General features: G+C 35.1%; 24 protein-coding genes and 1 tRNA gene. All 25 read left to right on the plus strand.

What is annotated here, in order from left to right:
* The 25 genes from KJA15_04285 (at position 1) to KJA15_04405 (ending at position 23,922) form a co-directional block, all read left to right on the plus strand.
* Positions 1 to 516: a hypothetical protein gene (locus KJA15_04285; GenBank protein ID MBZ9572524.1), complete on the plus strand. Its 516-nt coding sequence runs from the start codon at positions 1 to 3 to the stop codon at positions 514 to 516.
* Between the two features lies 1 nt (position 517).
* Complete coding sequence (locus tag KJA15_04290) at positions 518 to 946, plus strand: hypothetical protein (GenBank protein MBZ9572525.1); 429 nt, start codon at positions 518 to 520, stop codon at positions 944 to 946.
* A 1-nt stretch (position 947) separates the two neighbouring features.
* Entirely contained in the window at positions 948 to 2,021 is a 1,074-nt protein-coding gene (gene pilM / locus KJA15_04295; GenBank protein ID MBZ9572526.1) for a type IV pilus assembly protein PilM, read from the plus strand.
* Positions 2,022 to 2,106: 85 nt separating this feature from the next.
* Positions 2,107 to 2,595, plus strand: a complete 489-nt coding sequence (locus tag KJA15_04300; protein MBZ9572527.1) for a prepilin-type N-terminal cleavage/methylation domain-containing protein — start codon at positions 2,107 to 2,109, stop codon at positions 2,593 to 2,595.
* An 83-nt stretch (positions 2,596 to 2,678) separates the two neighbouring features.
* The gene (locus KJA15_04305) at positions 2,679 to 3,182 is read left to right on the plus strand and encodes a prepilin-type N-terminal cleavage/methylation domain-containing protein (GenBank protein ID MBZ9572528.1); all 504 of its coding nucleotides are present in this window, start codon (positions 2,679 to 2,681) and stop codon (positions 3,180 to 3,182) included.
* A 267-nt stretch (positions 3,183 to 3,449) separates the two neighbouring features.
* Positions 3,450 to 3,995: a LemA family protein gene (locus KJA15_04310; GenBank protein MBZ9572529.1), complete on the plus strand. Its 546-nt coding sequence runs from the start codon at positions 3,450 to 3,452 to the stop codon at positions 3,993 to 3,995.
* 5 nt (positions 3,996 to 4,000) lie between these two features.
* Positions 4,001 to 4,897, plus strand: a complete 897-nt coding sequence (locus KJA15_04315; protein MBZ9572530.1) for a M48 family metallopeptidase — start codon at positions 4,001 to 4,003, stop codon at positions 4,895 to 4,897.
* Positions 4,898 to 4,901: 4 nt separating this feature from the next.
* A complete protein-coding gene (locus KJA15_04320) occupies positions 4,902 to 5,432 on the plus strand; it encodes a zf-TFIIB domain-containing protein (protein ID MBZ9572531.1) in 531 nt (176 codons plus the stop codon).
* A gap of 70 nt (positions 5,433 to 5,502) precedes the next feature.
* Positions 5,503 to 5,587: transfer RNA gene (locus tag KJA15_04325), tRNA-Ser, on the plus strand.
* A gap of 70 nt (positions 5,588 to 5,657) precedes the next feature.
* A complete protein-coding gene (locus KJA15_04330) occupies positions 5,658 to 7,166 on the plus strand; it encodes a glycogen synthase (GenBank protein ID MBZ9572532.1) in 1,509 nt (502 codons plus the stop codon).
* Positions 7,163 to 8,650: a hypothetical protein gene (locus tag KJA15_04335; protein MBZ9572533.1), complete on the plus strand. Its 1,488-nt coding sequence runs from the start codon at positions 7,163 to 7,165 to the stop codon at positions 8,648 to 8,650. The genes KJA15_04330 and KJA15_04335 overlap by 4 nt, the downstream gene beginning before the upstream one ends.
* 212 nt (positions 8,651 to 8,862) lie before the next feature.
* Complete coding sequence (locus tag KJA15_04340) at positions 8,863 to 9,897, plus strand: phosphotransferase (GenBank protein MBZ9572534.1); 1,035 nt, start codon at positions 8,863 to 8,865, stop codon at positions 9,895 to 9,897.
* Positions 9,898 to 9,903: 6 nt separating this feature from the next.
* Positions 9,904 to 11,301, plus strand: a complete 1,398-nt coding sequence (locus tag KJA15_04345; GenBank protein ID MBZ9572535.1) for a glycogen synthase — start codon at positions 9,904 to 9,906, stop codon at positions 11,299 to 11,301.
* A gap of 23 nt (positions 11,302 to 11,324) precedes the next feature.
* A complete protein-coding gene (gene dnaG / locus KJA15_04350; protein MBZ9572536.1) occupies positions 11,325 to 13,070 on the plus strand; it encodes a DNA primase in 1,746 nt (581 codons plus the stop codon).
* A gap of 10 nt (positions 13,071 to 13,080) precedes the next feature.
* Positions 13,081 to 14,331 (plus strand): sigma-70 family RNA polymerase sigma factor, encoded by a 1,251-nt coding sequence (locus KJA15_04355; protein MBZ9572537.1) that lies wholly within the window; start codon positions 13,081 to 13,083, stop codon positions 14,329 to 14,331.
* Between the two features lie 496 nt (positions 14,332 to 14,827).
* Positions 14,828 to 16,462, plus strand: coding sequence for a hypothetical protein (locus tag KJA15_04360; GenBank protein MBZ9572538.1), 1,635 nt, complete (start codon positions 14,828 to 14,830; stop codon positions 16,460 to 16,462).
* A gap of 390 nt (positions 16,463 to 16,852) precedes the next feature.
* The gene (locus KJA15_04365) at positions 16,853 to 17,629 is read left to right on the plus strand and encodes an MBL fold metallo-hydrolase (GenBank protein ID MBZ9572539.1); all 777 of its coding nucleotides are present in this window, start codon (positions 16,853 to 16,855) and stop codon (positions 17,627 to 17,629) included.
* A 633-nt stretch (positions 17,630 to 18,262) separates the two neighbouring features.
* Positions 18,263 to 19,633, plus strand: a complete 1,371-nt coding sequence (locus tag KJA15_04370; protein MBZ9572540.1) for a L,D-transpeptidase family protein — start codon at positions 18,263 to 18,265, stop codon at positions 19,631 to 19,633.
* Between the two features lie 121 nt (positions 19,634 to 19,754).
* Complete coding sequence (locus KJA15_04375; protein MBZ9572541.1) at positions 19,755 to 20,807, plus strand: hypothetical protein; 1,053 nt, start codon at positions 19,755 to 19,757, stop codon at positions 20,805 to 20,807.
* 182 nt (positions 20,808 to 20,989) lie between these two features.
* Positions 20,990 to 21,580, plus strand: coding sequence for a GerMN domain-containing protein (locus KJA15_04380; protein ID MBZ9572542.1), 591 nt, complete (start codon positions 20,990 to 20,992; stop codon positions 21,578 to 21,580).
* Between the two features lie 19 nt (positions 21,581 to 21,599).
* Entirely contained in the window at positions 21,600 to 21,974 is a 375-nt protein-coding gene (locus KJA15_04385; GenBank protein ID MBZ9572543.1) for a hypothetical protein, read from the plus strand.
* 11 nt (positions 21,975 to 21,985) lie between these two features.
* Positions 21,986 to 22,243 (plus strand): hypothetical protein, encoded by a 258-nt coding sequence (locus tag KJA15_04390; GenBank protein MBZ9572544.1) that lies wholly within the window; start codon positions 21,986 to 21,988, stop codon positions 22,241 to 22,243.
* 366 nt (positions 22,244 to 22,609) lie between these two features.
* Positions 22,610 to 22,792, plus strand: a complete 183-nt coding sequence (locus KJA15_04395; GenBank protein MBZ9572545.1) for a hypothetical protein — start codon at positions 22,610 to 22,612, stop codon at positions 22,790 to 22,792.
* A gap of 102 nt (positions 22,793 to 22,894) precedes the next feature.
* Positions 22,895 to 23,092 (plus strand): hypothetical protein, encoded by a 198-nt coding sequence (locus tag KJA15_04400; protein ID MBZ9572546.1) that lies wholly within the window; start codon positions 22,895 to 22,897, stop codon positions 23,090 to 23,092.
* 182 nt (positions 23,093 to 23,274) lie between these two features.
* Entirely contained in the window at positions 23,275 to 23,922 is a 648-nt protein-coding gene (locus KJA15_04405; protein ID MBZ9572547.1) for a leucine-rich repeat domain-containing protein, read from the plus strand.
* Positions 23,923 to 24,244: the final 322 nt, after the last annotated feature.

A 24,244-nucleotide genomic window follows, 5' to 3' on the forward strand; every position in this document is an offset into this window, starting at 1 on the left:
ATGAGAAATCAAGGATTTACCTTAATTGAATTTATAATTTATATTTCAATTGTTGTTGGGATTTTAGTTTTAATGACTGGATTTTTATGGAATATTATTTTTGGTAACATCAAGGAAACTTCCTATCAGGAAGTTCAACAGAACGGTCGATTTGTTTTAACAAAAATAATCCAGGAAATAAAAAAAGCCACAGGTATTAATAATCCCTTACCGGGCGAATTAGCTAATTCTCTTTCTTTGGCCATGTCCGATTCTAATTTTGACCCAACAATATTTGATCTTTTTCAGGGAAAGCTGAGGATCGCTCAAGGGATTGGTAATTCTTATGAATTAACTACAGATCGGGTAATTGTAACTGATCTCCGATTTACCAATCTCTCTTACGAAAATACCCCAGGAACAATCAGAATAGAAATGACAATTGAGCATTCAAATCCTGCTAATCTAATCGAATACCAGGCCTCAACTAATCTAAAATCAACAGTTTCTTTGGTCCCTGGTGGAGCTGCCCCTTAATATGAAATTAAATTTTATTAAAAAGAATCTTTCAGAGAGTCGCTGGCAACAAGAGCAATCAGGCTTTATTGCCCTGATGACAGTTTTAATAATTTTTGCTGTCGCTCTATTGGTTGGTTTAAGCGTTAGCTTACTTAGTATTAGCGAGGCTACAATGGGATTTAAAAAAACTCAGTCTTCCCAGGCTTATTTCTTGGCCAATCTTTGTGCCGAGCAGGCGCTGGTGAAATTAAAAGAAAATATTAATTATTCTGGAAATGAAACAATTGACATAGAAGGGGGTAATTGTCAAATTTTGCCAATTGAAGGGAATTGGAGTATAAAGGTTTTAGGAAGTTTCCAAAATCAAACAAAAAAGATAAAAATTGAAATTTCTCAAATTAATCCAGAGATGATAATTTCTTCCTGGCAGGAAGTAGCAGATTTTTAATATGCTTAATCTTTTTCAAAAACCCTTTGGTTTAGATATCTCTGATTATTCAATAGAGGTGATTTCTCTTGGCGGTTCAATAAAAAATCCCAAGCTTCAAGCCATGGGAAGAAAAATTTTAACTCCAGGAATTTTTAAGGATGGAAAAATTTTAAATAAAGAAGATCTAAAAAAAATTCTTAAAAATCTAATCCCCAGTCCTCAATTTGGAAAAATAAAAACAAAAAAATTAATTTTTTCTATACCTGAATCCAAAAGTTTTATTCATATTCTTGAACTCCCAAAAGATTTAAAAAAACCAGAAATTTTAAAATTTATAAAATCCCAAGCCAGCCAGACCCTCCCCTTTTCTCTAACTGAACTTTATTTTGATTTTCAGATTAAAAATTTTGAAGTTCTCTTAGTGGCTGCTCCCAAAAATATTGTCAATGATTATTTAGAGGTATTTAAATCTTGTCAGCTTCGACCGATAGCCTTGGAGGTTGAGTCAATGAGTTTAGCCCGGGCCTTAATCAAAGAAGAAAAGGAAATAATCCTAATTGCCGATATTGGTACTAGGATGACAAATTTCAGCCTTTTTGATAAAAAAAGATTGAGATTGAGTATTTCTATTCCTGTTGCCGGAAATAAATTCAGCCAGGCAATTTCAGAAGAATTAAAAATTCCTCTTAAAGAAGCTGAAGATCTTAAAAGAAAGGTTGGTTTAAATCCAGAGATTAAAGAGGGAAGAATTTTTTTAATTTTGCAAAAAGAAATTCAAAAAATAATTAAGGAGATAAAAAATATTGAGAAATATTTTCAAAGAAAAGAAAAAAAGACTATTAAAAAAATAATTCTCGCTGGTGGTTCAACCGCTTTACCAAATATTTTAGAATATCTATCTGAAAATTTAGAAAAAGAAGTTATAATTCCTGATCCTTGGGTAAAGATAAATATCGATATTTTAAAGAAAAAAAAATATTTTAAAGAAACCCTAAAGATTAACCAAATTTTTTACTCCACTGTTATTGGCTTGGCTTTGCGGGGATTAGCTAAAAATCCCAAAAAAACTGGAATTAACCTAATTGGTAAGTAGTTTTCCACAGGTTTTCTATTTTATTTTGTGTTATATTAAAAATAATAAAGGTCGAGTTTATAAACTCTAAACTTTAAATTTTAAAATGTTAAAAACTAAAGGGTTTACTCTAATTGAACTTTTAATAGTTATTGGAATTGTGATGATTTTAATGGCAACTGCCCTGATAGCAATTAACCCTTTTAGACAATTTGCCATGGCTAATGATGCCAATAGGTGGAGTGGGGTAACTACCACTATGAATGCTGTTTCTCAGGCGATGGTAGATGGACGCGGGGCTTTTAATTGTACTCCGGCCGGTGCAGCTGTTACCGATTGTCCTGCGACCGGCGATACCATTCCTACCTCTGCCACAAATATGGCTGATCCAACTTCTGACCCTACAGGCTATGATATTTGTAACTGTATTGTTGATACTTATGTAGCAACTATGCCCTATGACCCTCAGAATGGAGGCTATACAGATTGTTTAACTTATGATACCGACTATAATATTTCCTGTAATACAGCTAATGGGAGAATTACCATTGAAGCTCCCGATGCTCAGCTTGAAACAATCAGTATAACTCGCTAAATAGTCGAGAGATAAATAAAACTTACTGCTCCAGAATTAGGTAAGAAATTTTATATAAAAGATCGAAGATATAAAAATCTAAAATTATGGAGGTTCTAAAAACTAAAAAAGGCGGGTTTACTCTAATTGAACTTTTAATAGTTATTGGAATTATTGTGATTTTAATGGCAGCTACCTTGGTAGCAATTAATCCTTTCAGGCAGTTTGCCATAGCTAATAATGGAAATAGATGGAGTGGAGTAAATACCATTTTGAATGCCGTCTCTCAAAGGGTGGTGGATAATCAAGGACGCTTTGCTTACAATGAACCAAATTTCGCTATAACTGATTGTCCAGCTACTGGAGATGATGTTCCCGCTGTTGCAACAGCCATAGGTTCAGCTGGCGGTCAATATGATTGTTGTACTGCTCTTGCCCCTACCTATACAGCAGCCCTGCCTTATGACCCTCAGTTTGGAAGCTTTGGCACTACTTGTGCTGATCCTTATGATACTGACTACAGTATTTCCTGTGACTCAGCTACTGGTAGAATTACTGTTTGTGCCTTAGATTCCCAACTTGGCGAGACAATCTGTGTAACTCGCTAAATAATTAATTAAAAAACTTATTTTCAGAATTTAGACTAACTTGTTTTAATCTATTGACGGTAAAAGGTACCAAAATGAATTTAATTTTACCTTTGACCGTTTTTTTATTACCGAAGAATTTGAGATTACCTTATAACAAACCCCACTTGATATATAACAATACCTGCATTATAATTCAAACTAGTAATAACTAATTAACAATTAGCATTAGAGAGAAAACCTTTTAAGGATTAAAGGTTTTCTTCAATGTTTTTTGTTCACTAACTTATGGTTATTTTCTGGATTATTTTAGCCATTATCATTTTCTGGTTAATTTCTACCTACAATCGTTTGATTACTTTTAGAAATCGGGCCAAAGAGGCCTGGGCAGATATCGATGTCCAGTTAAGGAGAAGATACGATTTAATTCCTAATTTAGTTGAGACAGTTAAGGGCTATGCCGCTCATGAGAAAGAAGTTTTTGAAAAAGTAACCGAAGCCAGAACTCGGGCAATGGGGGCTAAAGCAATGAAGGAGAAGGGAGAGGCTGAAAATTACCTTTCCCAGACCTTAAAAACCCTTTTTGCTGTAGCCGAAAATTATCCTCAATTGAGAGCTTCTGAGAATTTTTTAGAATTACAACGAGAAATTCGGGATACCGAAGACAAAATTCAGGCTGCCAGGAGATTTTATAATACAAATGTCAGGGATTTAAATATCAAGATAGAAAGTTTTCCCTCAAACATTGTTGCTAAAATTTTCAATTTTGAAAGAAAGGAATTTTTCGAAATTGAAGAAGCAGCTCCTAGAGAACCAGTTACTGTGAAGTTTTAATTTTAATGACCTTATATACTCAGGCTGAAAAAAATATTAAGAAAACCTGGCTGTATTTGAGTTTCTTTTGTCTTTTGGTCATTGGAATTGGTTGGTTAATTTCCTATTCTTTACAGAGCCCAGTAATTTTTTGGATTGCATTGGTTTTCGGCATTTTTACGAACCTTTTTTCTTATTGGTACTCTGACAAGATTGTTTTGGCAATGGCTAGGGCCAAACTGATTGAAAAAAAGGACAACCCTGAACTATATCGAATTGTTGAGAACCTTTGTATTACCGCCGGCTTGCCTTTACCTGAAATTTATATTATTAATGAACCACAGCCAAATGCCTTTACTACTGGAAGAAACCCAGCCCATGCCGTCATAGTAGTAACCCAGGGATTATTGAATAAACTTGAGAGGGTGGAATTAGAGGGGGTGATTTCTCATGAATTAGCTCATATTGGTAATAAGGATATGCTATTGGCGACAATTGTTGTTATTTTAGTTGGAATAGTAGTTCTAATGACTGATTTTTTCTTCAGGATAAGTTTTTGGGGGAGGTCAAGAGATAGAAGAAAAAGAGGAGAAGGAGGTCTCATCATGATAATTGCTTTAATTCTAGCTGTTTTTGCTCCCCTTTTGGCAACTTTAATAAAACTGGCTATTTCCAGAAAAAGGGAATTCTTAGCAGATGCAGCCGGAGCTCTTTTAACAAGATATCCTGATGGATTGGCCAGGGCTTTAGAGAAAATTTCAAGAGACCCGACACCATTAAGGGTGGCCAATGATGCAACTTCTCATCTTTATATAATTAATCCTTTTCGGGGCAGGGAGCAAAAATCCTGGCTCCACCGTTTGTTTATGACCCATCCCCCAGTTGAAGAAAGAATAAGAGCCCTTAGAGGTATGAAAATATAAAACCATGCTCTGTCCTATTTGTAAAAAAGATTTAGAAAAAGCAATTTTTTATAATATCGAGATAGATTTCTGCCCCAAGTGCCTTGGTATTTGGTTTGAGGAAGAAGAATTAAGGTGGGTTAAAGATGAAAAAGATGAAGGATTAATTTGGTTAGATATTGATCTTTGGAAAAATAGTAAAAAATTTAAAATTTATCCAGGTATAAGGCTTTGTCCTTTCTGTAGGTTTCCTCTTTACGAAGTATATTATGGTGATTCCCGGGTCATTGTTGATGTTTGTAATTTGTGTCATGGAATTTGGTTGGATAGGGGAGAATTTAAAAGAACAATTGAATATTTAAAAGAAAAAGCAGATTATGAGACCTTAAATCATTACGCCAAAAATTTACTGAAAGAAGCAACGGAAATACTCATTGGCCCGGAAACTCTAAGAGAAGAAATTTTAGATTTTCTAGCAATCTTGAAAATTTTAAATTATAAATTTGTTACCCAATATCCAACAATAACAAAGATAATTTCTAATTTACCCCGTTAGAAATTTAGGAGAGAATAAACTAAAAGAAGTATCCCATTGAAATCTCTAACGGGGTTTACCTAAATAAAAAGGAGAGGTGCGCCGAATGGTAAGGCACTGGTTTGGAGAACCAGCGGGTAGAAATTCCCTTGCAGGTTCGAGTCCTGTCCTCTCCGTAAAAGAAGTTATTAAAAAAATTGTGAGGTAATAAGCTTTTAAAAGGAAATAAATTAAAATAATAGAATTATGCCAGATTCAATTGCTGAAAAAATTACTCTTTTTAAAAAACCTCTAAAGGTCCTTTTTGTAGTTGCTGAAGTTTATCCCTATGCCTCAGTTGGGGGATTGGGGATGGTAGTTTTTTCTTTATCTCGAGCTCTTAAAAAAATGGGATTAGATGTCCGAATCTTTATGCCAAAATATGGCTTAATTGATAAAGAAAAATATCAGCTAAAGATGATTTCTAAAGGATTAAAAGTTCCAACTGATGAAGAAGCAGAAGGAAAAAATTTTTTAATTTGTAATATCAAAAGATATTCACCCCCTATACCTGATGTTCCAATTTATTTTTTAGAAAATATGGAATATTACGAAAAGAGATCTAATGTTTATGGCTATTCTGATGATCCGATTCGTTTTACTCTTTTATCCCGGGGGGCCTTAGAATTTTTACGTCAATCAGACTGGGTTCCTGATATCATCAATTGTGCTGACTGGCACACTGGTGCTTTACCAAATTATTTAAAAACTGTTTATAGTAATGACTCTGTTTTGGCAAAGATTAAGACAATTTTTTCAATTCACAATCTTGCTCATCAGGGAGTTTTCGATCACCGCTTTGTTTCGGAGTTAGACCTTGATGATGGAAAATCCCCCATTTCCCCCTTTTTTTCAGAAAGACTTTTAAAACAAAATTTCATGAAAAGAGGAATTATTTCTTCTGATTTGGTAAATACCGTTTCTGAGACCTATGCTCGAGAAATTTTGACACCAGAATATGGTGAAAAATTAGAGGACCTTTTAAAAGAAGTTAGGACAAAGATTTTCGGGATTTTAAATGGTTTGGATTACCGGGAATTAAATCCTGCCACTGACAAATTAATATCATTTAATTTTAATACCTCAAGTCTTAAAAAAAGAGTTGAAAATAAAATCCATCTTCAAAAAGAATTTAATTTAGAGATTTCTCAGGATACCCCAGTTTTAGGGATGGTCACAAGACTAGATGAGCAAAAAGGGATTGATCTTTTATTCCCAATTTTGGAAATCTTACTGTCTGAATTTAAGACCCAATTTGTTATTGTCGGAGGAGGCAAAGCAAATTATCGAAGTTTTTTTGAAGAAATTAATAAAAAATTCCCAAAAAAAGTCGGTTGTCATTTAATGCCTGATTTTACTTTGGCCAGACATATTTTTGCTGGTTCAGACTTATTTTTAGTGCCATCTAAATTTGAACCCTGTGGCATTACCCAGATGGAGACGATGAGATATGGAGCGATACCAGTTGTTAGAAAAACAGGTGGTTTGGCTGATACCGTTGAAGATTTTGATCCCAAAAAAAATTCGGGAACCGGTTTTGTTTTTGAGAAATTTAATTCTTATGCCCTTTTTGCCTCAATTATCCGAGGTTTAGAAACTTACAAATACAAAAAAATCTGGCAGAGTTTGCAAAAGAGAGTAATGAGGGCTGATTTTTCCTGGGGAACCTCAGCTAAGAAATATTACAATCTTTACAAAAGAGCAATCTCTTTATGATCTGGGCAAATTTTTTACATATTTATCAGCCGCCGCGTCAAGTTACAGAAATTTTTGATCGAGTAGTTAATGAAAGCTATCGTCCTCTGATCGAGAGTTTTAAACAGAATCCTGAAATTAAAATTAATCTTAATATTAATGGCTCTCTATCAGAGCAGCTTTTGGAAAGAGGTTATGAAGATGTGATTGAGGGGTTGCGATTTGTTGCTGAACGTGGCCAGATAGAATTTACTGATAGTGCCAAGTATCATGCCTTATTGCCGCTTTTACCAGAAGACGAAATTAGGAGACAGATCATATTAAACCGACAAACCAATCAAGAGATTTTTGGGTCGGTTTATAAACCTGCAGGATTTTTTCCTTCTGAAATGGCTTACGCTCCAAATTTACCTGCGATTTTGGAAAATTTAGGTTACAAATGGATAATTATCGATGAAATTGGTCTAAATGGAAAGGTCAATCAAGTAGACACAAAAATTATTTACGAGATTGCTGATACCGATTTAAAAGTTTTCTTTAGAGAACGCAATCCTTCGAATTTAATTATGAGTGCTTTAGTTAGACGGGAGCAAGATTTTCAAGAAATTATGAAAGATGAATATATTAGGGAAGGTTATATGGTTACTGGTATGGACGGAGAAACCTTTGGACATCATCGCCCAGGATTACTCAAGCTATTGATTGGGCTTTTAACTTCGAAAGATTTTGATCACGCATTTATTTCCGAATTACCCAAATTTTTCAAAGCTCGAGAAGAAATTTCACCAGTGACTTCAACTTGGGCATCTACCGAAAAGGATATTAAAAATGGGGTTCAATTTTTAACTTGGAAAGATCCAGAAAACCTGGTTCATACCTGGCAATGGGAACTGCAGAGATTGGCCCTTTCTGTAGTTAAGGCCCGTGATGAGAAAAATCCTAAAATGCAACTTAGCCGTCATAAATTAGACCAAGCTCTCGCTTCAGATCACTTTTTTTGGGCATCAGCTCGGCCATGGTGGTCGTTAGAGGTTGTGGAGGCAGGAGCTTGGGCATTATTGGATACAATTAGAAGTGTTCCAGACGTAGAAGAAGCTCAAATTAGATTAGCAGAAGACTATTATCAGAAAATTATAGCTAAGATTTTCGAGTGGCAACGCACAGGCTACATACGCAAAATTTATAAAGAATACAAAGAACATCCTAGAGTTCCTTTTAAAACTCGGACTATCGAAAAAGGAGAACCTTGGGTTTACGATGCTTTTGTGGAGTTAATGAAAAAAGCCGTGAAGGAGGCAGCAAAGAAAGAGAATTTTGAAAAAGCGATTTTATGGAGAGACGCTATTTGGAAATTAGAAACTAAAAATGATATTTATGATGCTATTCACGCAGTAGATTTGTTAAGAAAACAGATAACTAATGCTGAGATTTTGGATATGATCGGTAAATATCGTAAAAAATATGAGCGTTTATCATCTGGACAGCCCGAACAAAGGGGGCTTTAAACTCTATTTTAAAAATTATGATTAAAAAAATTAGCTTACCCAAAGAGTATCAATTTTTGACTAATAAATCTTTTGTTAAAGATTTTTTTTAAAAAATATTTTTTTCAAAGTCAAAAAAATAAAAATTCAAGAAATTAAAGAAAGTTCGGTTTTAATGGATAACGCTTTAAAAATATTTATTAATTATCAAATTAGATTAGTAAACAATATTAATGTCAATTTTAAATTTGTTAGACAAAAAATGGGTTGGGAATTTCTTTCAAGGCCGTTTTGCTAAATATTTTCCCGAAGCAGAAAAATTAATAGATTTTAGAATAAAGATTTTAAAAATATTTTTAAATTATCAACGGATAAGTATCAGATATAACCTGCTTTTATCTTCCCAGAGTAAAAGTTTTAAAAAGTCGGTAATCGTTAAAGCAGAGAAAAAAACAGGTTCCGTCAAAAAAACTTCTGGAATAGAAATAGATTATTTAACCAACCTCTTTATAAAAGCTCAAGGATTAAATTATCTTATTCCTCGTATCTTAGAATATTACCAACCGTTAGGGGCTTTTTTTTATGAACCAATTGAGGGCCTTTGCCTTAAGCAATTAAGCATTGAACACCGCAGCGAAGAATTTATGAAACTTATCCCAAAGGTTGCCGTGGCTATTAAAAAAATACATCAGTTTAGAAATAAATACCAAATAATTTTAAAAAATCAAGCCTGGGAAAACGAACAATATAAACATAATTTATTTTTAATAGAAAAATACTACCCTTTTAATTTCGAACGTTTTAAAAAATTAATTAAAGCTTGTAAAGATTTCAAACTAAAACATAAAGATGATTTCTCTTCCGAAAATTATTGTTTGACTCATGGCGATCTTCATAGTGGAAATATTTTTATAACTGACCAACGAATAAAATTTTTGGATTTTTCCGATGCTGGATTATATGACCCTCTTAGCGACTTAGGTTCTTTTTTCATTCATACTGAATTAATGTTTGAGTATGACTTCCACCAAAACTACCAAGAAATGATTAAGGAAGTTAGAGGTTTGTTTTATCAAGATTATTTTAACCGTTCCCCAACTAATTCAGAAAAAAATAGAATCTATTATTATATCCTTAATAATTTGTTTCGAATTATCGGTTATGCTGCCCTAAACGAAGGTAGTTATAAAAAACTGACAGGGCCGAATAAACTACTAGAAAAATTAATTAAAATCGGGGAAGAAAAATTAATTTCTAAAAATTTTTAAAAAAATATGAAAGTTCTATTTGTAGCTTCAGAAGTAGCTCCCATTGCTAAGGTTGGAGGTTTAGCTGACGTAGTCGGATCTTTACCTAAGACCTTAAAAAAAATGGGGGTTAACGTTTCTGTAGCTTTACCTTTTTATGAGGTAATAAAGATTAAAAAGAAAGACTTAAAATTAATTCAGAAAGATATTCTTGTTAGATTTAAACAAAAAAGAGAGAGCTTTAACCTCTGGCAGACCTTTTTACCCAAAAGTCGTGTTCCCCTTTTTTTAATTGAAAATAAAAACTACTTTCCTGGAAAATATGTTTATCCTGAAGCTGATGCTTCTTCCGGGGGAAGCGAACAAGAGTTCAGTAGATTTTTATTTCTGTCGGTAGCTGCCATAAAAGTGGCAAAACTGATTAAGGCTAAAATTTTGCATTGTCATGACTGGCATATAGCATTAATTCCTTTTTTGGTCAAAAAAGAAAATTCTAAAGTAAAGACACTTTTAACCATTCATAACTTAAGATATCAAGGTATATATCCTAATAAACTTGTCAATAAATTTTTAGGAACAAACTTCTCTAAAAAAAAAGTAAATTGCCTAAAACTGGGAATTTTAACTGCTGATTTTTTAAATACTGTAAGTCCAACCTATTCCCGAGAAATTTTGACCAAAAGATATGGTGAGAATTTAAATAGAATACTTTTAAAAAGGAAAAAAGATCTTTTTGGGATTTTGAATGGTATCGATCAAGATCAATTTGACTCAAACACTGATCCCAATTTGAAAGTAAATTATTCTTTCTCCACGGTGAATAAAAAAAGAGAAAATAAAGCAGATCTTCAAAAAATTTTAAAACTTCCTCAAAGTCAAAAAACTCCTTTATTCAGTTTTATCGGACGTTTAACTTTTCAAAAAGGAGTTGATTTAATTAGTCAAATTGTTCCTGACTTAGTAAGTTCTGGTTGCCAATTGGTGATTTTGGGGGTAGGAGAACGAAAATATGAAAAAAAGCTCTTAAAATTAGCAAAAAGATATCCAAAAAATGTCTCGGTTCAAATCAAATTTGATCCAGTCTTAGCTCAAAAAATTTATGCTGGTTCTGATTTATTTCTAATGCCTTCTCGTTTTGAGCCTTGCGGCTTAGGTCAGTTAATTGCCCAGAGATACGGGACTATTCCGATTGCGAGGAAAACCGGAGGCTTGGTTGATACAATAGAGCAAGAAAAAACCGGATTTCTTTTTAAAAAATACAAAAAACAAGCTTTTTTAAAAATCATTAAAAAAGCTTTAAAATTTTATCAAAATCAGAAAAAATGGAGAAAATTAATTAAAAAAGCAATGGAAAAAGATTTTTCCTGGAAAAAATCAGCCAGAAAATATCTAAAATTATACAAAATTTTAGCCCTTGATTTTTAGCAAAAATTTGATAAAATTAGGATATGATTTTTTCTCCAATCGATGAGATAAAAAATAGATTGGACATTGTTGAGGTAATCAAAGGTTATATTAAATTAAAAAAAGCCGGACAGAATTATAGAGCACTTTGCCCCTTTCACTCTGAGAAAAGGCCCTCATTTTTTGTTTCGCCAGCCAGACAAATCTGGCATTGCTTTGGGTGTAATTTAGGGGGGGACATTTTTAGGTTCGTAATGCAAGTTGAGGGAGTTGAATTTGGCGATGCCCTGAGAATTTTAGCCCAAAAAGCTGGGGTTGAGTTAAAAAGGCAAGATCCAAAATTAAGAACTGAGAGACAAAGACTTTACGAGGTTTATGAATTATCCACTCTTTTTTTCGAAAAGCAACTTAAAGGAAGTAAAAGAGGTCAAGAGGCAAAAAAATATCTCATTCAAAGGGGGATAAATGAAGAATCAATTAAAAAATGGCAAGTTGGCTATGCTCCTGAAACCTGGAGAGGTTTGACCGATTTTTTAGTTTCAAAAGGTTACAGACCAGAGGAGGTGGAGAAGGCTGGTTTATCTATAAAATCTGAAACTGAAAATTTCTATGATCGATTTCGGGGAAGAATTATTTTCCCCATTTTTGATTTAAATTCTCAGGTTATTGGTTTCGGTGGTCGAATATTTGCAGAAATTAAAAAAACAGATAAAGAAGTAGCGAAATACATTAACATCCCTAACACCTTACTTTATGATAAAAGTCGGATTTTGTATGGCTTAGATAAGGCAAAAATGGAAATTAGAAAAAGAGATTCCTGTATCTTGGTCGAAGGATATACTGACGTGATTATGAGTTCCCAGGCAGGTTTTGGAAATGTAGTAGCAACTTCCGGAACTGCCTTAACTCCTTATCAATTAAAGATCCTTAGACGTTTCACAGAGAATTTATTAACTGCTTTTGATATGGATGTTGCCGGAGATTCAGCAACTAAGAGAGGAATAGATTTAGCCCAGTCTACCGGTTTTAATATAAAGATTGTTACTATGCCAGAAGATTTAGATCCGGCTGATATTATTTCCAAAAACCCAAAAGACTGGGAAAAAGAAATTAATCAGGCCAAATCAATCCTCGATTTTTATTTTGAAAACACTTTTTCAAGATTTGATAAAAAAACACCACAAGGGAAAAAAGAAATTTCAAGAATTATATTACCGGTTATAAAAAGGATTCCAAATAAGATTGAGCAGGCCCACTGGGTTCAGCAGTTGGCAAAGGCCCTTGAGGTTAAAGAAGAAGATGTGGCAGTTGAATTGAGGAAAACAAAAATAGAGCCCCAAGAAATCGAAACTGAAATTACCTCTCTGCCTCCAAAATCAAGAAAAGAACTTTTAGAAGAGAGGTTCTTAATCTTAGCCTTGAAATCTCCAGAAAATCTTAAAAAAGTTTTCAAAGAAGATTTTCATTTTTTTTCTCCCAAAACTTCCCAGATCTTTGCTTATTTTAAAAAAGAAATTCCAGAGAAAAAATTAGATTCTGAATCAACGGATTTTTTAAATTATATTTATTTGAAATCAGAAATTGAAATTGAAGAAGGAGATTCAAAAGAGGAATTTAAAAACTGTCTAAAGGAAATTAAAACTTTAGAAATTAAAAATAAATTAGATAAAATTTCTCGGGAGATTAAAAAGGCTGAAGAAGAAAAAGATTTAACAAAAATTCAGAAACTTTTGGAGGAATTCAATCTTTACTCAAAATCGCTCCGCGATTTGGAGACCTCAATTCAATAGCCCCGAATCTATGAAAAAAACAAAAAAAATAAAGAGAATAAAGAAAACAAAGAAAGCGAAAAAGACGAAAAGAAAAAAAAGAGCAAAAAGAACAAAAAAGAGACCCTTACCTGTCAAAAAAAGAAAAAAGATCAAAAAACGAAAAAAGATTAAAAAAAGAAGGCCTAAGAAAAAGGCAAGAGTGCCCAAAAAGAGAAAAGAGATTATTACCCCAGAAAAAATTCAGGCTTTAAAAAAAAGGGGGAAAGAGCGAGGCTTTGTTACCTTGGCTGAGATTTTATATTTTTTCCCAAAAATAGAAAAAGATATTCAAGGTTTAGAGGAACTTTATGGAGAATTGGAAAAAGAAGAGATTCAGGTTAAAGAGGCTAAAGAACTTTTGGAAGTAAAAGAGATTCCTGAGAAAAAAAAGGTTCTTAAAAAATCTAGAAAATTAAAAATCGACCCAGTCCAGATGTATTTAAAAGAAATTGGAAAAGTATCTTTTTTGACTGCTGATGAAGAAAAGGAATTATCTAAAAGAATCGAGAAAGGAGATGAGGCGGCAAAGAAAAAATTAGCCAGGGCAAATTTAAGATTGGTAGTTTCTATTGCCAAAAGGTATATAAGAAGATCCCCAAATTTAACTTTACTTGATTTAATTCAAGAAGGAAATCGTGGCCTTTTCCGGGCAGTGGTAAAATTTGATTGGAGAAGAGGATATAAGTTTTCTACCTATGCTACCTGGTGGATAAGGCAGGCGATTACTAGGGCTTTGGCTGATCAGTCCAGAACTATCAGAGTTCCAGTCCATATGGTTGAAACAATTTCAAAATACGTTAAGGTTAAAAGAAAACTTTTACAGGATTTAGGTCGAGAACCTTTACCAGAGGAGATTGCTGCTGAGATGGGAATTAATGTTAACAAAGTCCATCATATCAAGAGGGTTTCTCAGAAAACTGTCTCTCTAGAAACTCCGGTTGGGGAAGAAGAAGATAGTACTTTAGTTGAATTTATCGAGGATGAAAAGACAATTTTACCATCTTTATCTGCCGCTAGAACTCTTTTAAAAGAAAGATTAAAAGAAATTTTAGTTGACTTGACTCCTAGAGAACAAAAGATATTAAGAATGAGATTTGGTTTAGACGATGGAATCACCCATACATTAGAAGAAGTAGGAAGAGTATTTGGAGTAACTAGAGAAAGAATTAGGCAAATTGAAGCCAAAGCCCTAGAGAGGATAAGAGAACATAGAAAGCTTAAAAAGTTGAAAGGATACTAAAAATATTTTATAATATAAGTGTCGCTTCGCGACACATTCCGGCGTAGCGCAATGGTAGCGCGGGTGCCTGTGAACTTATACGCAGCTTCCTCGAGAAATCGAGGTTGAAAAACGAGGTGAATTGCGGGAAGCCTAATCCGCCTTAGGCGGAATGGTAATCCGCAGCCAAGCCCTGTGAGATAATTTCACATCTCATAGGGAAGGTTCAGAGACTATCCCGAAAGGGAGTACCCATTCAGAGAGTAAATTCTGAATGGGGAAGCGCCTCGCTCCCACAATTTTTGGGAGATGAGATAGTCCACCCTTAGTGGAAACACTAGGATAAGGTGTAAGCACTAGGTTGTAGGTTCGAGTCCTACCGCCGGAGCAGGCTAGTGCTCGATTCGAGCGACCGAGATGCCTTTGGCTTGTGTCCAGTCCGCAAAGCTGATATTTTTCGCCCGAGAGTTTTTCTCGGACTTTTCGTTTTACAGGGAAGGAGATATAATGAGGTAAGATGAAAAAAGCGATTTTAATAATATCCGTAATAATCCTTGTAATTGTTATATTGGTTTTTCTTTTTTTTGTTGGTTTTTCAAAGATATCAACAAATAAGGATATCTATAAAACAAGAGAAGAAGTTATTGTTTCTTTTTCTGATTTTAGACTACTTCGCTGTAACACTAGCCCAAGTATTACAAACATGTTATTTTATTATGAAACTTCAGAGGGCTGGAAAAGAATAATCCACGAAGACTGGCATGTTACCTGGGGAGGCATAGCTTGCGTTGATGGTAAGCCCGTACACGGTGTTCATCCAGGAGATATACAAAGATGTACTTTTTTTATCCTTCCATATAAATCGGGAACATATACTTGGGACTCTAAAGTTTATGAATCAAAAGGGGTGGAAGAAATTTGCGGAGAATTAGAGAAACCCGTTCCTTCTTTTCAATCAAAACCTGCCTCTCCTGGCAAATATAAAGTAAAATTTGGCAGTGCACAAAAAATTTTTGAGATTAAGGAAGCGATACTGCTAGAACAAATAATACCGCAGGGCGAAGAACAAGAAAAAGAAACTAGATCAAATAAAGTTCTGACATTACTTACCAAGGTGCCGGCAGACTACAGAAACTTTGCTGATCGTTATGTTGCGTTAAGCTCATTGGATATCACAACCGGAGAAAAAACAGAACTTACCCGTTGGGCAGCCTGTGAAGCAACTATTGTACTGTCTCCAGATAAGAATAAGATAGCATATTTTATAAAACCGAATGATCGATGCGAAAAAGAATACTATGAGGGAGGTGATGGTCATACAGAATTATGGATATCTGACATATCGGGTAAAGATAAACAGCCTGCCGCGCGATGGGTATGGAAATTCACTACCCCAAAGTGGTCAGCAGATGGAAAATATGTTGCGTATGACCGGGTCATTGAACACCCCTATCCGCAAGAAAGAGAACATATATTACTTGTGTATGATCTGCAGAAAAAGACTGAGCAATCTCTTGGATCATTTTTCGGAGCGGCTCATAAGATTATTGGATTTTCTCAAGGTAGCGAATCGGTCTATTATAATGATGGTCAATTCCTCTACAAAGTAGATATCTCAAACCAAGATAGAGAAAAAATATATACTCACGAATATGGCTTTTATCAGCACTTTGTGGTATCTCCGGATAGTCGCAGCATTGCTGTCTTTAAAGAGGAGGACTGGTACGGAGGGAAAACGACTCCTCTGGAAACAAAGATTGGGGTAATCGAAACGTCAACCGGAAAGTATCGCGAACTCTATAATGGCACAGACGCCTTCGCATCTTATACTTACCGAAATAGCTTCGTTTTTCTACCAGATAATTCTCGTGTAGTATACGGAACGGCAAAAAAAGGTGAAGGAGGGTTGTGGGCTATTGATATAACTACAGGCGAACGAAAGGAATTAGAGGAAACTTCATCTTCAACTCTGCACGGAATAGCGCCAATAGCGCTATCTGCAGACGGCGATCTTGTGCTGTATAGCGGTTGGGCATCAGAAACAACATATTATTATACGATCTCCCTATCTACTGGCGTCGTCACAAACCTTGAGAATACCCGTACCGCTACGCCATACTCAGGAGAGAGATTTTTGGATTGGTTAAATTAATTTTGGTTTAACACATATTTTTGGATCACCTAAAATTGCGTCTTCTTGCCGGGTTTCTGCCAAGGCGGTTCAGTCCTAAGCTCTTCGAAGGGTTTTTGTTTTGGAAAGAATGTGGTAAAACGAATAATTCAACCTCAACCGGAGAAAAAGCACGAACAAACATCAAGTCAAAACACTCTTTTGTGGTCATCCAGTAGGTTCTAATGTTGTCCACGACTCGGAGCAGGTTAGTGCTCGGTTTGAGAGACCGAGCCGCATCTCATTTTCAGAATCAGTTCGAGAAAAAAATCGCCCTACCCCGCTAGGAAATCGAACTTTTCCGAACAAATAGAAATTCGCCGACGAGGCGAATTTTTGTTAGAATGAAATAAAAGATAATCTAATTAGCTTATGGAGATAACTTTTTTAGGCACTGGCGGAGTATTAGGAGTTCCTGTTTGGTCCTGTAATTGTAAAGTTTGTAAAGAAGAAATCAAGAAAGACAAAAGAAATATTAGGACAAGACCATCAATTTTAGTTACTTCTGGAAATAAAAGAATACTTGTTGATACCGGCCCTGATTTTAGAGCCCAAATGCTAAGAGAAGGAATAAAAAAAATTGATTATGTTCTCTTAACTCACATTCATATGGATCATAGTGCTTGCCTGATGGAATTAAGAGCTGGAGGCAAACTCCAGTTAGAAATACCAAAAGAAGTCTACGAAGGATTGAAAGAAAACAGAAGAGTTTTAAGTTATTTATTCGCCAGAAATCCAGACATCAAAATTGACATATTTAAACCTAAAAAGATTGGAAATCTTTTTGTTGAACAAATTAAGGTTAAACATAAAAAAGATTATTCAGAAGAAGAACAACCAACTTTCGGCTTTCTTTTTATAGAAAATGGATACAGGGTTGCATATATTCCTGACTTCTCTGAAGTAGTAGATAAAGAAAAGGTAAAAGGCTTAGATATTTTTATATGTGACGGTGCAACTCTTGAGACTAAGTGGGGTCATATAGGTATTAAAGGGGGTATTAAATTATATAAAGAACTTAAACCAAAATTAATGATTTTTACTCATTTAAACCACTCGCACTCACATAAAGAACTTGAGAAATACGTGAGTCAATTCGGCAATATTAAATTAGCTTACGATGGTTTAACTATTAAGGCAAATGATTAGAAAAATTAAATTATCAGACAAGGTATCCTTATTGCCCAATTCCCAAAAAACCAAACTCCAGTATTGTACTCTTTGGAGCAGACCGAGCCGCCTATCCCGTTAGGGCGACCGAGAGGGGTTCGAGTCCTACCGCCGGAGCCCGTCGCCCCGAGAGTTTTTCTCGGGGTTGATTTTGAGTTAGAGATTTGATAGAGTAGATTTAGATCGTTAACAAAAAATGGGAGTGAGAAGGTGAGTAATAGATACCAAAACATATATACTATTGGCTTCTTTGTCACATTTATCGGGGCTTTGCTTTGTATGTTCGGTGTAATATGGGAATCCTTATTCTTCATAGCTCTTCCAATGATAGTTATCGGAATAGCCTTCACCACATATGCGTCGTGGGATGACAGAGATTTGCGAGACACGAACCGCTGTAAGAACGAGGCCCAACAGAAGTGTGTAATCTAAATCCTCTCTATTTAAATAAGGAATCCAAGTCAGGTTTTTTAAACACCTGACTTTTTTATTCAACCCCGAGAAAAACAGGTTCTAACATCGTCCGTCCCTCGGAGCAGGCTAGTGCTCGGTTCGAGGTGACCGAGCCGCCTAAAAATCGCCAAGAAGGCGGTTTTTTAGTAGAATGGGGTAATGTTTATTAAAGAAGAAAAAACCAATATTAAATATCTCTTAATTGTAGTTGTTTTAGCTGCCATTGTTGGCGGAGGAATTTTACTTTATGCAAAACAGACCGTAAAAGAGTTAAGTTTTCTTAGCTACTTCCCAGAGATAAAAAAACCTGAAAAAAGGCCAGAAAAAAAGCCCGTCTATCTTAAATTATTTGAAGAAGTAAGGGAACAACTAATTTCTAAAAAAACTGATTTTTTGGAAGTTAATCTTGCTAAGATGAAAATAGGGCTTTACAAAAAGGGTCTTATGACAAAAGAGGTTTTTATTTTAACAAAAGGAGATCCTCAAGGTTGGGGAGGGTCGGCAGCTGGGATATATAAGGTTATATCTGGAAACAAGCTCAGCTTTTCGGTTATTTCAAATGTTTATATGCCATACGCTCTTCGCTATTACGGGAAGTATTACCTTCACGGAGAGCCCTATTATCCTGGGGGAGGGCAGCTTGATTCTTCAATTTCAGGAGGTTGTCTTCGTCTGAGCAACGAAGACGCAAAACTCATTTATGAATTAACCGAACTAGATATGCCTGTTTTAGTGACAGATAAAGAGAAGGATCACTATGAATATTCTAAGCAAAAATTATCCAGGTTTCCGGAAATTTCCGCTCAGAGTTATCTGGTGGCAGACTTGGATTCAGGATATGTTTTTGCCGAAAAGGATTCTCGGAAACGACTTCCCGCGGCTTCATTAACAAAATTAATGACAGCTGTAGTTGTAGCTGAGAATATGAATTTAAGAAAACCTATTTTGGTAAAAGAAAAAATGCTTGAAGCTTACGGTTCTACCGAAGGACTGGAATCCGGTGAATGGTTTAGGGTGGTGGAATTGTTTTACCCTCTTTTGATAGAATCCTCTAATGATGCTGCCGAGGTTCTTAGTTATTTCTTAGGCAGAGAGAAAACTATCAAACTAATGAACGAGAAAGCCGAAGCTATTTTCATGGAGCAGACAGAATTTGTTGATCCTTCTGGTTTTGCTCCCGAAAACGTTTCCACGGCCCGAGACCTCTTTTATTTGGTCAGATACTTATTAAATAATCGTCCTCCAATTTTAGAGATTACCAAAGGGAAAGAGGTATTGAGCTTTGGAGAGGTTGATTTTGAAATTGAAGAGTTATGGAACAAGAATGTTTTTATTAACGACCCAACTTTTGTTGGCGGAAAGACGGGTTTTATTAAGGCTTCTAAATACACGGCTGTGTTTATTTTTCGTTTTACCGCTCAAGACGGCACAGAACGTAACATAGTGATTATCCTTTTGGGCTCTGAAAATAATGAGACCGATACCCAAAAAATTTACAAATGGCTTCAAGAAAATTATTTCGAAAAATAAAAAAGTTATTTTGATTTCTCCAAATAAAACAGAATTTTTCTCGGGTTTTATTGTGCGGGGAAAGAGGTACAATAATATAAAAATAAAAGGTCGATAGATATAAATTAAAACAAATGAAAATATGTCTTTTATTATAGAAGGTAAAACTAACTTAAAGTATATTTTAATTATACTTATTCTGGCCGTCTTGGTTGGCGGGTGGGCTTTATGGTTGTCAATAGAAGAAGAGATTTCTCCTGTCGAAGAAATTAAAGACGAGGTTTTAACTCTTCTTGAAAATCTCAAACAAGAAACTGGAATAGATTTTTCAGGGATAGAAGAGCTTGAATTTAAGTGGATTATTAAGGTAGACCCCGAAATAGGAGAAGAAACTGTAGCTGGAAAAGGATTTGAAGCTGAACGCATATCAAGTGAACAATATGATAGTATTGAACTGTTTTTAAAAGATAATGGCTTTGAAGTAGATCTTTACAATATAGCTGCTGGCACTATTTCAGAATTAACAGGATATATCAAAGGCAAGACTGTTTGTACTGTTGCAGGAGGTTTTACCGGATACAAAGAAGCAGAAGGCCAGTGGGTTCCGACTGATACTGATAATAACTGGGACACAACTATCAAATGTGGCAAGGTAGAGAAAACCAAAATAGAATACGCAACAGAGGATTGGCAGGTTTATACGAATGAAAAATACGGCTATTCTTTGAAGTATCCTCAGCCCTGTCTTTATGGTCCTTTGCCAGGTTATTGCAAGCAAAGTCCACCAGAAGAAAGACCCCGGGAATGTCTGTGCTACTTTAATGCTGAAGATCCAAACAACGTGTCTCTGGCAACATTTACCGGCACAAAATCTGATTTAACCGGTGCTGAATTTGTTGTTTTCCATTCTATTTACGTTGATTATTATAGTCCTCCTGCTGGTACAGACCTGGTTGAATGGGTTAAAGAAAACTTTTCTTACTATGACGATATTCCCGATGAAATAAATATGGAAGTAGACGGAATACCAGCTTTAAGGGTTTACACTCCTTTTTCAGGAATGGCCTGGTCTCAAGAAGATATCTACTTTATAAAGAATGATAAACTTTTTAAGATTAGTATGTTAGATGTAGACAACCAAGATAATAGGGCACTGTATGATAAAATACTTTTTACTTTTAAGATTTCGGAATAAATTCCAATAATTCCCTCATCTGTCCCAATACTATCTCTGGATACTTAAACACCTCTTCCTATTTCAAGGTTCTAAAATCGTCCGCTAGACCGAGCATGCGACCGAGAGGCCCTAGGCGTTAGGGCGACCGAAGGGTCTCATTTAAAAATCGCCGAAAGGCGATTTTTTGGTATAATAAAGGAATGAAAACTAAAGTTTTAATTATTTTAATAATTTTAGTTGGTTTAACAGGGATTTGGCTGGGCTTAAGATTTATAATTGACAAATCCAAGCCGCTAGAGCCTATTGCCTGCACAATGGACGCAAAACTCTGCGCGGACGGTTCTTATGTCTCTAGAATTCCGCCGAAATGCGATTTTGCGCCGTGTCCAGAAACAAAAACAATAAAACTTTATTATTATAATTACGAACTGGATAGAGACGAGTGGGGGAATATCGCTTGTAGTAGAAATGGATTGGTGCCGGTTGAGAGAAAAATTCCAATAACCAAGACGCCGATTCAGGATACTATCAAACTTTTGCTTTCGGGCAAACTTAACGATGAAGAGCGGGCTCAGGGAATCAGCACAGAATATCCTCTGGAGGGGCTTTCGTTGAAAGGAGCCTCATTAGGGGAGGGCGTTTTAACGCTCGAATTTGACGATTCCAACAACAAAACCGTTGGCGGCTCCTGCCGGGTGGGCATTCTTTGGTTTCAGATTGAAGCAACGGCCAAACAATTTTCAGAAGTCCAGCAAGTCCGCTTTCTGCCAGAGGAAATTTTTCAGCCGTAAGATAAACTATAAGTAAATTATGACCAGAAATAAAAAAATTATCACTATCTTTGTCGCGTTAATTGTTATCGGGATAGTTTTTGTTGTCAGTTATTATAAATTAATCAATAAAAACTCGGACGAAGTTATAGAGATAGCACAACAGACAAAAGAAGTTCAGGAATTTTTGAAGAAATATCCTGAAGCAAATCTAAAAGTAATAATCGGGGATATATTTGACAAAATTGCCTTTGTTGAATATATAGTTAGAACTGAGAAGGAAAGATTAAACTTTTTCATTTATATTGATAAAACCACGGGGGAAATAGAAAGGATGGAAATCGCGGTTTTAAATGAGACAGGACTGGAATACAGCACTGACAATATTCTAGGATTTTTATTTAATCAACCATAAAATATTTTAAAATGCCAATCACTTTTGATACCGATCTTCTCGGCCCATTCTTATCAGAAAATCAGTGGATTTTTTGGTTGATTCTTCTTTGGACTTTACCTTGGAAAGGGGTGGCCCTTTGGAAATCAGCCAGAAATAGCCACAAGAAATGGTTTGTAGCCTTACTGATACTCAATACAATGGCTATTTTAGAAATTGTATATATTTTCTTCTTTAGCAAGAAAAAGGCACAAAAGTCAGATAATTTAAAATCAAACGAAGTATTCTAACTACACCAAATGAAAATTTCCCGAATAATTGCAATATTTCTTATTGTCTTTCTGTGCATCTCGGGGATTTCCTTGTTAGTTTCATATTTTCTGTTTAATCCTCACGACATATGTTTTCTTTGCCATCTCAGGAATTGCGTTTGGGTTTTGTATTTTGGTGTTAATCCCTCCGACTTAAATGGAGATGGTAAAGTAGATACACAAGATGTAAGTATTTTACTAAAACCATTCACTAAATAATGAAGTATGGTTATCTTAGCCTAGTCCTTTTGATAATAAGCGGGTCCCGAATCAAGAGCCTTTGCTTTTGAGAAAAAAAAGAATTGCCCTCGGTTACTTATCTAAAAAATATTTCAAAAGACAAAAATGGCCAGGAATAAAAAAATCATTATAATTGCAACAATTACTGCTTTGGTCGTTATAGTGGCATGGGCGCCGTGGCTGGATAATCAAATTCTGCACGATAAGGTGTTTCAGGAAAGAGCTAAAATAGATGGAACAATAGATAAATACACTGGTGAGCTGATTTGCGACTACAATGTGATGTAGGCGCCATTTGGCAGATGGGTGGCAAGTTGCGAGGGCGGTTACTATGTAACTTTTTGGGGTAAAATATTATTGCCCTAGGGCGGTTTTTGATATAATAAAAATATGGATAATAATCTATCTAAAAAAAGATGGTCAAAAGAAGGCGCGATTATTGGAGCAGTTGTTGGGGCAATTAGTGGATTTTTAACTGGCTGGTTAAAAGACGAATTCGGGTTTGATTTTTTAACACGACTCTTAATAGTAGTTATTGTTAGTATTATTGTTGGGGGGATATTGTATTTTTTGCTAAGGAATAAATAAGTTTTTTACACTTTTTCATTTTAGCTTAAAAACGCCCCGACCGAGGGGCGTTATGGGGCACGTCTAAAAACCGTCAAATTTGTTCCTGAAACCTAGGTTCTAGACCGACTACGGGAGCCCGCCGCCCTGAGAGTTTTTCTCGGGGTTTGTTTTGCGGGCGGTTTGAGTTATAATTAGACAATATGCCTTTTCTTACTCAAGGTAAAACTAGTTGGAAATATATTTTAATTGTATTGATTTTAGCTATTATTGTTGGCGGAGGTATTTTAGTATGGCGGTACTGGTGGATACCGAAAGAAAAAGGAAAGTTATGCTTTAATGAAAAATATGAGACAGAGCGAAGATATGTTGGTGGCTTTGGGAAATTGATTGATTTAACGCTCAAGAGTGGCGATAAACTTAGAGAAGTAATTAGAAAAGATGGGAATATTGCATTACAGGGAATTAGTAACCTCACTTGTTTGGAAATGTTGAATATAAATAAAGAAGAAATCTCTAATATTTCTCCTTTAAGTAATCTAATTAATTTAAAATTTTTAGATTTAAGTCACACCTCAATTTCTGATATCTCTCCTCTTAGCAATCTAATAAAATTGAAATATCTGGGTTTATGGAGAACAAAAATTTCTGATATCACCCCCCTAGGTAATTTGGCCAATCTAGAAAGTCTAAGTTTAAGAGAAACAGATATTTCTAATAAAGATGTTCATATTTTAAAGAAACTAACTAGACTAAAACGGCTTGATTTAGTAAATACAAATGTTTCTAATGAAGAGTGTGATATTCTTAAAAAAGATTTACCAAAAACAGATATTTCTTGTACACCCTAAAAAAAGCCAAAGAAATAGTGAGTAGCAGGGTGGGGCAAAGATTACGGATTACCCAAAACCGGTATCTCAAAACACTCTTTTGTGGTCATCCAGTAGGTTCTAATGTTGTCCACGACTCGGAGCAGGTTAGTGCTCGGTTTGAGAGACCGAGCCGCCCGAAAATCGCCAATCCGCCTTTTGGCGGAGGTGGTTTTTTGGTAGAATAAAGGAAGATTATTAATTATTATTAATACTATGAAAGCAACATCTTTAATAATAACTTTAGTATTTCTGTTCTCTCTCGGAACAGGAGTTTTAGCCCAAGAAACAGAGTTTCCAGACC

Source organism: Patescibacteria group bacterium (assembly GCA_020148145.1).
Lineage (GTDB): Bacteria > Patescibacteriota > Minisyncoccia > Minisyncoccales > JAHCRE01 > JAHCRE01.